Below are 9,700 nucleotides of genomic sequence, written 5' to 3'. Positions count from 1 at the left end.
AATACAAATATAAATTAAATTTTACCTTTTATATTTTGTATCTTTTAGTAATACCAGTATCTTTAAAGTGCAAATTTAAAAACGCGATGTATAATTTGCTCAAATTTAGCCAAGGATAAAAAATGCCGCGACCTACGAATAAAATAGACTTACTAAGCGCTTCAGAGACAAATTTTAAAAAGCTTTTATCGCTAGTTGAAAGCATGAATGAGGCAGGGCAAGAGGCCAAATTTGACTTCGAGGATAGAGATAAATGCGTCCGAGACGTGCTCGCGCACCTTTACGAGTGTCACTTACTTTTGATAAATTTTATCCAAAAGAACCTAAGCGGTGAGCGGGCTTCGTTTTTGCCGCAGCCGTACAACTGGAAAACCTACCCGCAGATGAATGTGCAAATTTGGCGCAAGCACCAAGCTACGCCGCTTTACGAGGCTAAAACTCTACTAGCGCAAACACACGAAAAAACAATGTAACTTATGGCAAATTTTAGTAATGAGGAGCTTTTTGCGCGCGGATATTTTAACTTCACGGGCAATCTAAACCTCGCCGCCTACGTCACCGGCAGCACCTCATCACACTATGACTGGGCGATAAAAAAGATAAGAAAACACAAAAGAAGTCTAAAAACTAGCTTGTGATTTGCTGCTTTACGGATCAAATTTGACTGCGTCAAATTTATCCAACCAGATCATAAATCGCAAATTTATCCAAAAAGATCAAATTTACGGATTTTATTCACTATCGGCATCAAATTTATGCAGGTTTGGTAGGCCAAATTTACACCCCAGACGCAAAAATCAAATAAAAAGAAGTAGCGGACGCGTCAAATTTGCGTCCGCATTAAAGTAGCTAGTTTAGAAGGTTAAATTTATATCCGACTTGCAGCCAAAGCTCGTTGTTATCAGTCTTTTTGACTGCACCCATAGCATCAAAGTTCTTTCTCTCAAGTGCCGTGTACGTGACGCTCGCGCTTAGCCCCTTGACCCACGGTATATCGTAGCTTGCCTGAGCCGCCCAGCCCTTAACATTCATGTGCGTGTTAGCCGCGGTCGGGCCGGCGTTGCGATGCGGGGCGTCTTGCTTGCCTTTTACTAGATGTAGTTTTGCTTTTAGGCCCTCGGCGCCAACTTCTTTAAAGTCGTACTCAAACAAAAGCTTATGCGTATTCATACCCGCATATCCTGTAAACACGAAAGGTCCGCGGATAGGAAGCAGCGTGTATGAGCCGGGGCCGTTACCTAGACCAAATGCCAAAGCGTCGTTGTCGCCGACGGTCGTATAGGCGTAAGAGGCGCTAAAGCCCACGAAATCATAAATGCCCGCTCTTAGACCGATCATATTTCCGTCGTAGTTTAGATCTTCTAAGCCTCTTGTAGTGCGAGAGCCCTTATACATCGCGTCAAAACCCAGTTTAAAGTCGCCGACGGGTACTTTGTAGTTAGCCTCGGCTAGGTAAAAATTGATGTCGCCCTGCAAAGCGCCGCGCCTAAGATCGGTCACTCTAGCGTATGCGCCGGTTAGTTTTAGATTCGGGATACTTTGATTTACAACTGCGCCGGTAAAGATATTATCAAACTCGTACGCCACAGGCCCCATGCCGCCGACGATTACTCTATCTTTAAAGTGCGGAGCGCGCCCCTCTTTGCCGCCTGTTACGACGGCGCTTCTGCCTTGAAATTTATAATACCAGCCGCCGACCAAGGTGGTGTTTGGGATGTCTTTATTTACGATCGTTAGACCCTCAAACGCCTCTTTAAACGCGCGCGTCGGGTTGCCTGCTACTAGCGGAGTGTTTACGTATTGACGGCCAAATTTTATATCAGTCTGGCCTATGCCGTAGCCTAGATATGCTTCGGACATTACCGCGCCCTGCGTTCTCCACTCTTTGTCATATAGAGTGCCACTTTTTCTCATGCTGTTAAACGGTAAGAAGTTGCCCTGCCCCGTAACGCCGAGCCTAAAGCCGTAAAACGGATCGGTCACGTATCCAAGCTCGAGCTGTATAGACGTCAGCTGCTCGTCGTGTATCGGCGCGCGTTCGTCTTTTTGATCGACGTAGGTGGCTTGGATCTTGCCCGCTAGTTTTCCTTTGGTAAACGCCTCCCCAAAGGTATCGGCTGCGTTTGCGGCGCCTAAAAAGCCAAGCGCCAAAACGGCGGCCAAACTTAGTTTTGCTAGTTTCATAAAAACTCCTTGGTTAAATTTAGCAAATTTACGCCCCGCAAATTTAATGCGGAACATTAATTTTTATATTTAAGGATTATAGCACAGAAAATAATAAAATCCGTGTTAGATTTGTGATATTTGCTAAAAATATCTCCAAATTTAGGCAAATTTAGACGACCGAACGCTCTTTAAGCAATGTATAAAGCTTGATCGTCGAGATAAAAAACGTCACGATCGCAGGACCTAAGATAAGCCCCCAAAAGCCAAACGTCGAGATGCCTGCTATCATCGAGAAAAACAGCAGTAGTTCGTTGATCTTTGTTGGGATTTTTACAAGCTTATCGTTGATAAATTTAATCACGATCGGCTTTAAAAAGGTATCTGCGACGATGGAGATCACGACGATAGTATAGACGGCGATGACGATAGCGGCCACGGTGTTGCCGTTAGCAAACTCGTAAAGGGTGATCGGCCCCCACGCGAGCAAGCCGCCAACGACCGGGACAAGCGAAGTAAAGGCAAAGAGTATGCCCATCAAAAAGCCGTTGTAGCCGTACGAAATCGTGATGATAGCAAAGAGGCAACCCTGCAAAATCGCGTTTAAAACGATAGAATAAAGCACGACACTCATGACGTTAGCCACTTCGCTAAGTATAAACTCACTCTCGCTCTCCTTCATCGGAAGCGCGCTTTTTAGGTACCCAACAAGCTCGCTACCGTAAAGCACCGCAAAAAAGAAAAACACGAGGATAAAAATCATGTCTACGAGAAAATTTACGCTTGATTTTCCGATACCGGCTAAATTTGCGATGAGATTTGCCGAGATAGCCTTGATGTCGATATCTGCGACTATCTCTTTGATTTTTGGTTCTAAAAATTTGATCGGTTCGGGTAGCTGAAATTTGCCGCTTTGAAAATAATCTAGCGTATTTGTTATGTAGCCCGTGTTAAAGCTCGCCGCGTGTTTAGCCAGCTCGATCACGGCGTACAAAAGCGGTGCGATAAATAGCGAAAACAGAGCTAGCGTGGTAAGAGCCGCCGAGAGCGTCTTTTTGCCCTTGGTTAGCTGTAAAAATTTGACGTTGACGTTTGAGGTGGCAACCGCGAGCAAGGCGGCGATAAAGATATTTAGCAAAAATGGCTTAAAAAGATAGCCCACCAGTCCTAGCGCGCACAGCATCAAAAGCCCGAAAAATATGCGGTTGTTTTTCATTTTTATCCTTTAGGGGCTTATTATATCAGATTTTGCGGGGTTTTACAGACGGGTGGGTAGCGGGCGAGGCGACTTTAGCGCGGCTGATAAATTCGGCGCGAAATTTGAGCGGGTTAAATTTCGCGAGCGTTTTTAGTCCGAGCGGATAGCAAAAATATAGTCAAATTTGACGGCCGACTAACCAGACGGCAGCAAATTTAAAAGCTCAAATTTTACTTACCGACGGCTTTAGGCAGATTTAGCAAAAAGCGACTAAAATTTGGCGATTAAATTTTACGAGCGAGCCAAATTTGCCCTACTCCTCAAACAACCCCTTTTGCGTATCCCCGTCAAATTTGAGCTTAAACACCTCGTAGGCTTTGGCGCTTGCGAGCCTGCCTTTAGCGGTGCGCTCGATGTAGCCGTTAGCGAGCAGATAGGGCTCTATCACGTCCTCGACCGTACCCTCGTCCTCGCTTAGAGCCGCTGCGATCGTGCTTAGACCCATCGGACGGCGTTTAGCGGCGAGCAGGATTTCTAGATACTTGATATCCATCTCGTCAAAGCCGATATCATTTACGCCAAGCGCGTCCAGAGCCTCTTTGGCGCGGGGTTGCGAGATGATGGCTTCGTCGTTTACCTCGGCAAAGTCTCGTATGCGTTTTAGCAGTCGTAGCGCGATCCTAGGCGTGGCGCGCGAACGAGCGGCAACCTCGAGAGCGGCGGCTTTTTCGCACTCTTTGCCGAGCTTTACCGAGGCGATCTGCACGATACGAGCCAGTTCCTCGCGAGTGTAAAACTGCAACCTAAAATCCATGCCAAATCTATCTCGCAGAGGTGCCGAGATCATGCCCGCGCGCGTCGTAGCGCCGATGAGCGTAAATTTAGGCAGGTCGATTTTGATCGTTTGTGCCGCAGGTCCCGAGCCTATAATGATATCTAGGCGAAAGTCCTCCATCGCAGGATAGAGCACCTCCTCGATCGCGGGGCTGAGGCGATGTATCTCGTCGATAAACAGCACGTCGCCTTCTTGCAAATTTGTTAGCACCGCCGCCAGATCGCCGCTTTTTTCTATCATCGGAGCAGCCGTCATCTTGATACTCACGCCCATTTCGTTTGCGATGATGTGCGCCAGCGTCGTCTTACCAAGGCCCGGAGGCCCATAGAAAAGCACGTGATCTAGGCACTCGCCGCGCTTTTTAGCAGCTTTTATAAAGACGCCTAAATTTTGCTTGATCTTTTCTTGCCCGATGTAGTCCTCAAAGCGCGTGGGGCGCAGCGATACCTCAAAATCGTTCTCAAAGCTTATTTTTTCTATTTCGACTATTCTATCCATTTTTTTCGGCTCTATTTTTCGTAAATTTGCCGCATTTTACAAAATTTTGGGTAAGTTTTGGCTTTGGGCTCGCTTGAAACTAGGCTTCGATTTAGGCGCCAAATTTGACGCCGTAAATGATTTTAAAATCGTATAAAGTAAAATTTACTTTCAAATAAAAGATAAAATTTATCCGCTAAGTAAAGCGGATAAATCTCAAAAATCGGATTAAATTTGACGGGAAAACGACCGAGTGTAGTCAAAAATCAGCCCGAGCTTAAAACTCCGCTATCCTTGCCTTTAAAAGCTTGCAGTCGCTATCGTTGCCAAATTTACAACCCTCCGCGATGGACTCGAATTTTTCGTAAATTTTGATATTTTTCTTGTAGTTTTCAAATCCTAAAGTCCTGCAGCCGTCGTCATTGCCGAGCTTGCAAGCGCGCGAATAGCCGTCGTAGGCGTCATAAACCGCAAACTCCACACCCTGCGCGTGCTCGTAAACATAACCCAGAGCATAGCAGCCAAGCGCGTTTTTCATGTAGCACGAGGTGTCAAAAGCCTTGTGCGCGCTTGCCAGATCGTGCTCTGCGCCTAGTCCCTCATGCATCATCCTGCCATAGTTATAGCAGCCCGCGCCGTCAAATTTCCTGCACGCTTTGGCATATAAATTTATGGATTTTTTTGAGATCGTTTTGCGATTCGTAGATGAGGCCCAGGTTGTTGCAAGCCGCTTCAGAGCATAGCTCGCAGCCTTTTTTGTAGAGGCGAAATATTTTACTTTCATCTTTGGGACCGAAAATTTCCTTGACGTTTAAAAGCGCCAGATCAAAGCACCCCGTGCCGTTTCCCAGCTCGCACGATTTTTCAAAGAAAAGCTCGGCTTTTTCGTTACTTTTATCAGCCCTCAGCCCGCTAAAATGCATACTACCCAGCGCCGCGTAGCTCATCGCGTCGCCCTCATCGGCGTTTTCGATAGCTTGCCTCGCGGCCTCCTCGCGCTTAGAAAATCGCTTCTCGTTTTGCGTTTGCTCGTTTTGCTCGCCTAGGCTATCGATACCTAGCCCAAAATTCGGATTTGAAGCCATTGGCGAGCCCAAAAGCGTCGCTAAAATCAATAAAATTTTCAAAATTTACTCCTCGTTTTCAATCCAGTCTTGTTTTGATAGCTAAATTTGCCCGTCAAATTTGACGAGGAACTGATAAATGCAAGCGTTCAAATTTAACTCAAACTCTGTTCGTCAAATTTAACGCCTAAGGCTCAAATTTGCCGCCGTTTGCCGGATGATCAAATTTGCCCCGCCGACTAGATTTACTCAAAACAAGCTAAATTTTATACTCAAACTCCTCGCAGGGGAAGGTCTTTTCTCTAACTTCGTGAGCATAGGCTTCTACCGCCGTTCGCACCAAATTTGCGCCGTCAAGATAGCGCTTGACAAATTTAGGCTTAAACTCGTCAAAAAAGCCGAGTATGTCGCTCCACACGAGCACCTGTCCGTCTACGTCGGCACCCGCCCCGATGCCGATGATAGGCATTTTTACGCTTTTTGCGACCTTTGCGGCGACGCTGCTAACCGTGCCCTCTAGCACAGCCGAGAATGCCCCTGCATGCTCCAGAGCCTGCGCTTCTTCGATAAGGCGCGCCTCGTCAGCCTCGCTGCGCCCTTTTATCTTGTAGCCGCCCTCGTTTCGCACGAACTGAGGCATGAGCCCGATGTGAGCCATCACGTTTATACCCTCGCCCACGAGCCTTTTTACGATAGGAGCGGCTTTTAGACCGCCTTCAAATTTGACTGCGTCTGCGCCGGCTTTGATAAATTTAGTCGCGTTTTTTAGCGCTGATTTTTCGTCCTGATAGCTACCAAATGGCATATCAACAACGACAAAAGCATGCTTTGCGCCCTGCAAAACAGCCTTAACGTGATAAAGCGCGTCATTCATTTTTAAGCTAAGGGTGTCTTTTTTGCCGTTAAAGCTCATATTTAGACTGTCGCCCACTAAGATAATGTCGACGTAATCGTCAAAAAGCTGCGCAAAAAGAGCGTCGTAAGCCGTGATCATAACGATAGGCTCAACACCCTTTTTGTTAATTATATCATAAATTGTAACTTTTTTATCATTTTTTAACATAAATTCCTCCTTAAATTTAGGTGTTTTATTTTTAATTTTATCAAAAAAATGTTACAATCACGATAATAGTTTTAAGGAAAATAAATGGGAATACTAAGAAGCCTCGAGATAGACTACTCTTACGACATCGTGGAGGAGTTTTTGTCGCATTACTCCTTGATGTGCGATCTGATGGAACCGCTCATCATAGGGCTCACTAGGCCGGATAGGTATAGTGGCTATATCGGCGAGCTTTTTAGAATTTTTCATAATATTAAGTCTGCTGCAGGCTTTATGAAGCTTGATCCTATACTAAAATTAACTACGCTAGCAGAGGAAATTTGCGGTGAAGCACGAAATTTGCAGGGGCCCGCAAACGATGACTTTGTAGACTGGTTGCTTTTGCTGAGCGATCAGTTTAACAGATACAAAAACGATATAGAAAACGATGCCGAGTTTTTCAGTCCGTTGGACGCCAATATCGTAAAAATCCCTCAAAAACTAGACGTTTGACAAAAAATACAAAAAATAATATAATCCACAACCTTTAAAACGAGGCTAAATTTGGCCTATTCTTACGGGAGCGACTTGGCTTCGACAGGAGCGGAGCGGTCACGGTGGCACGTCGCTTTGAGCAAAGCGTAAAAAGCTCAAATAAATTTAAACGCAAACAACGTTAACTACGCTCCTGCTTACGCTAAAGCTGCGTAAGTTCAGTTGAGCCTCGCCTAGTCTGATACTAGCTAAGATAACGGCGAGTAACCCCAGCTAGCGTAGGTTGGTAGCCTGACGAGCTATTAACCGAAATCTTGTCTTAGTCTAAAATAAGGTTTTGGAAAGTGAGCCCTTTTAGATGAAATTTTCACTTTTGCTAAGCGTGTAGAGGCTGTAATCGGTTTGTTTTTGGACAGGGGTTCGATCCCCCTCGCTTCCACCATTTATCATTTTCACGAGATTTCAAAAGACTTCAAAAAGCCCTAAAATACGAGCTTTAAACCACTTTTAGCATTTCATAAGATTTCATACAATATCATACATTTTCAAGAAAATAAGTGTGTTTTTGAGTGTGCAAGAGTAAAACGCTAAATTTTTACACACTCAAAACAAGATAATCCGACATAATGGGGCTTTGCATAAAATCATAAATGCAAAAAGCTAGATTTTGAGTGTGTTTAAAAACGAACAAATTTAATTTACACACCCAAAAGCACACTTACGCACACACAAAAAGGCGAGAAAATGGCGACGTTTGCGAAAGATAGCCAACTAAAAACCTATACGCTCAAAGACGGCAAAGTTAGAGAGTGGATAAAAGATATTTCTACTCCATATCTCTACGTTTATGCGGTGCAGGGCAAAAAGAGCCTAACCAAGACGTTTATTTTTAGATACGCAGGCGAGAACCGCAAAACTAATCAAATCATCATAGGCAAATATCCAAGTATCACGCTAGCCGAAGCAAGAGCCAAAGCGACCGAGCTAAAACGGCTAAAAGAGAGAGGCGAGGACGTTAAAAAAGCCGTGATAGCTCAAAAGGCGGTTAAATTTGCGGACGTAGCGCGCGAGTGGATAGAAAAAGAGCGGGCTAAAAATACCTCTAAATAATTATCTTATGCCCTATCTAAAAGACGGTGACATTAAAACGCTAGCGCGCAGAGACTACGCGCAGGTCATCGAGCACATACAAGAGACCGAAACCAAAAAAGGCATAAGCCACGACACGAGCAAACGCACGTTTAGGCTACTTCGTAAGATTTTAGACTTAGCCGTTAGTAAAGGCTACATAGACCATAACCCGACGCGCGACATAATCTTTACCGACACCTTTAAAACCTCAAAATGCGAGAACTTTAGAGCGATAACAGACCCCGAGAGGCTAGGCGAGCTTTTAAGGGCGATTGACGGCTTTAGAGGCTCAAACAGCACCAAGCAGGCGTTAATATTCGGCGCGCATACCTTTTTACGCAGCGTGAACGTCAGAGAACTAAAATGGCAATACGTGAGTTTTGATAAAGACCTCATCGTATTTCCAGCGGACGCAATGAAAATGCGAGCTGACTTCGCCGTGCCGTTAAGCAGGCAAACAAAAGAGCTTTTAAGGGCTCAATACGAGATAAGGCGAGGCGATTTCGTATTTCCTAGCGACATAACGAGCCTAAAACCGCTAAGCGAAAACACGCTCAATTATGCGCTTAAAAGGCTAGGCTTCGGCGATGAAACGGTATTTCACGGACTAAGGGCGACCGCCTCGACGCTACTAAACGAAAATATCAAACGACACGGCAAAGACGCGGAAATAATAGAGCTTTGCCTAGACCACAGAGAGCGCAATAAAATAAAATCAATCTACGACAGAAGCCAAAGACTGGACGAGCGCGCCGAGCTTATGCAGTGGTGGAGCGACTATTTAGACGAAGCGAAAGGGGAATATTAAGCCATATTTTAACACCTCACCAAAAAACACCCCCTATCTTTAATTAATGCCCCACAATACATTATCGTGAAACATTACCCCCAACTTTTTTAAGTTTCACAAAAAAAGATGCGCGTAAATGCCCTAAAATAGGGCGTATTAAAAATTTTTATTGTCCTGAAAAAAATTTCATTATTTGCTAATATTTCACTCATATTTATTCAAGTGCGCACACGGATAAATAATATCACTCGTAAGGAGTTTTTATTATGAACCCATTAATCGTAAAGAACAACACGCTAAGCCCGAAAGAAACGGCGCAGTATTTAGGCATTTCGACCGCTACGTTATGGCGTTTTATGAAGCGCGACGATTTCCCGAAGCCAAAACGCTTAACCGAGCGCACCATCCGCTTTTTAAAAAGCGACCTTGACGCGTATCTACAAGATAGGAGCGCGTAATATGAAAGCTTTTGAAAACGAAACCGAAAAAGGGCTTTATTCAGACT

General features: G+C 44.9%; 10 protein-coding genes, 1 other RNA gene and 1 pseudogene. 6 read left to right on the top strand and 6 right to left on the bottom strand.

Annotation, left to right across the window (positions count from 1 at the left end):
- Positions 1-122 precede the first annotated feature (122 nt).
- Positions 123-638: pseudogene (locus Q0386_RS00075) on the top strand (ClbS/DfsB family four-helix bundle protein).
- A 211-nt stretch (positions 639-849) separates the two neighbouring features.
- Here the strand turns inward: Q0386_RS00075 and Q0386_RS00070 are convergent.
- From Q0386_RS00070 to panB, 6 genes are all read right to left on the bottom strand, one after another.
- Positions 850-2,184: an OprD family outer membrane porin gene (locus Q0386_RS00070; protein ID WP_299025328.1), complete on the bottom strand. Its 1,335-nt coding sequence runs from the start codon at positions 2,182-2,184 to the stop codon at positions 850-852.
- Between the two features lie 151 nt (positions 2,185-2,335).
- The gene (locus Q0386_RS00065) at positions 2,336-3,379 is read right to left on the bottom strand and encodes an AI-2E family transporter (protein ID WP_299025325.1); all 1,044 of its coding nucleotides are present in this window, start codon (positions 3,377-3,379) and stop codon (positions 2,336-2,338) included.
- A 295-nt stretch (positions 3,380-3,674) separates the two neighbouring features.
- Positions 3,675-4,694 (bottom strand): Holliday junction branch migration DNA helicase RuvB, encoded by a 1,020-nt coding sequence (gene ruvB, locus Q0386_RS00060; RefSeq protein WP_299025321.1) that lies wholly within the window; start codon positions 4,692-4,694, stop codon positions 3,675-3,677.
- 256 nt (positions 4,695-4,950) lie between these two features.
- Positions 4,951-5,280: a hypothetical protein gene (locus tag Q0386_RS00055; protein WP_299025318.1), complete on the bottom strand. Its 330-nt coding sequence runs from the start codon at positions 5,278-5,280 to the stop codon at positions 4,951-4,953.
- Positions 5,281-5,311: 31 nt separating this feature from the next.
- Positions 5,312-5,800 carry a tetratricopeptide repeat protein gene (locus Q0386_RS00050; protein ID WP_299025316.1) on the bottom strand — a complete coding sequence of 163 codons (489 nt, stop codon included), beginning with the start codon at positions 5,798-5,800 and terminating at the stop codon, positions 5,312-5,314.
- A gap of 196 nt (positions 5,801-5,996) precedes the next feature.
- A complete protein-coding gene (panB, locus tag Q0386_RS00045) occupies positions 5,997-6,800 on the bottom strand; it encodes a 3-methyl-2-oxobutanoate hydroxymethyltransferase (protein ID WP_299025314.1) in 804 nt (267 codons plus the stop codon).
- An 84-nt stretch (positions 6,801-6,884) separates the two neighbouring features.
- On the opposite strand from panB, the gene Q0386_RS00040 reads away from it, so the two are divergent.
- The 5 genes from Q0386_RS00040 (at position 6,885) to Q0386_RS00020 (ending at position 9,653) form a co-directional block, all read left to right on the top strand.
- Positions 6,885-7,292, top strand: a complete 408-nt coding sequence (locus Q0386_RS00040; protein WP_299025311.1) for an Hpt domain-containing protein — start codon at positions 6,885-6,887, stop codon at positions 7,290-7,292.
- 66 nt (positions 7,293-7,358) lie between these two features.
- Positions 7,359-7,716: a transfer-messenger RNA gene (ssrA, locus tag Q0386_RS00035) on the top strand.
- 302 nt (positions 7,717-8,018) lie between these two features.
- The gene (locus Q0386_RS00030; RefSeq protein WP_299025308.1) at positions 8,019-8,384 is read left to right on the top strand and encodes an Arm DNA-binding domain-containing protein; all 366 of its coding nucleotides are present in this window, start codon (positions 8,019-8,021) and stop codon (positions 8,382-8,384) included.
- Between the two features lie 7 nt (positions 8,385-8,391).
- Positions 8,392-9,213 carry a tyrosine-type recombinase/integrase gene (locus tag Q0386_RS00025; RefSeq protein ID WP_299025304.1) on the top strand — a complete coding sequence of 274 codons (822 nt, stop codon included), beginning with the start codon at positions 8,392-8,394 and terminating at the stop codon, positions 9,211-9,213.
- A gap of 248 nt (positions 9,214-9,461) precedes the next feature.
- Positions 9,462-9,653, top strand: coding sequence for a helix-turn-helix domain-containing protein (locus tag Q0386_RS00020; protein ID WP_299025301.1), 192 nt, complete (start codon positions 9,462-9,464; stop codon positions 9,651-9,653).
- The last annotated feature ends 47 nt before the right edge of the window (positions 9,654-9,700 follow it).

Origin of the sequence: uncultured Campylobacter sp. (assembly GCF_938045625.1) — a bacterium.
GTDB lineage: Bacteria > Campylobacterota > Campylobacteria > Campylobacterales > Campylobacteraceae > Campylobacter_A.
This window is presented reverse-complemented; position numbering and strand designations above follow the sequence as displayed.

Bases quoted from the DNA above. Each gene is read 5' to 3' on its own strand.
- Q0386_RS00070 (WP_299025328.1), bottom strand. From the start codon at position 2,184: ATGAAACTAGCAAAACTAAGTTTGGCCGCCGTTTTGGCGCTTGGCTTT.
- Q0386_RS00065 (WP_299025325.1), bottom strand. From the start codon at position 3,379: ATGAAAAACAACCGCATATTTTTCGGGCTTTTGATGCTGTGCGCGCTA.
- ruvB (WP_299025321.1), bottom strand. From the start codon at position 4,694: ATGGATAGAATAGTCGAAATAGAAAAAATAAGCTTTGAGAACGATTTT.
- Q0386_RS00055 (WP_299025318.1), bottom strand. From the start codon at position 5,280: ATGCATGAGGGACTAGGCGCAGAGCACGATCTGGCAAGCGCGCACAAG.
- panB (WP_299025314.1), bottom strand. From the start codon at position 6,800: ATGTTAAAAAATGATAAAAAAGTTACAATTTATGATATAATTAACAAA.
- Q0386_RS00040 (WP_299025311.1), top strand. From the start codon at position 6,885: ATGGGAATACTAAGAAGCCTCGAGATAGACTACTCTTACGACATCGTG.
- Q0386_RS00030 (WP_299025308.1), top strand. From the start codon at position 8,019: ATGGCGACGTTTGCGAAAGATAGCCAACTAAAAACCTATACGCTCAAA.
- Q0386_RS00025 (WP_299025304.1), top strand. From the start codon at position 8,392: ATGCCCTATCTAAAAGACGGTGACATTAAAACGCTAGCGCGCAGAGAC.
- Q0386_RS00020 (WP_299025301.1), top strand. From the start codon at position 9,462: ATGAACCCATTAATCGTAAAGAACAACACGCTAAGCCCGAAAGAAACG.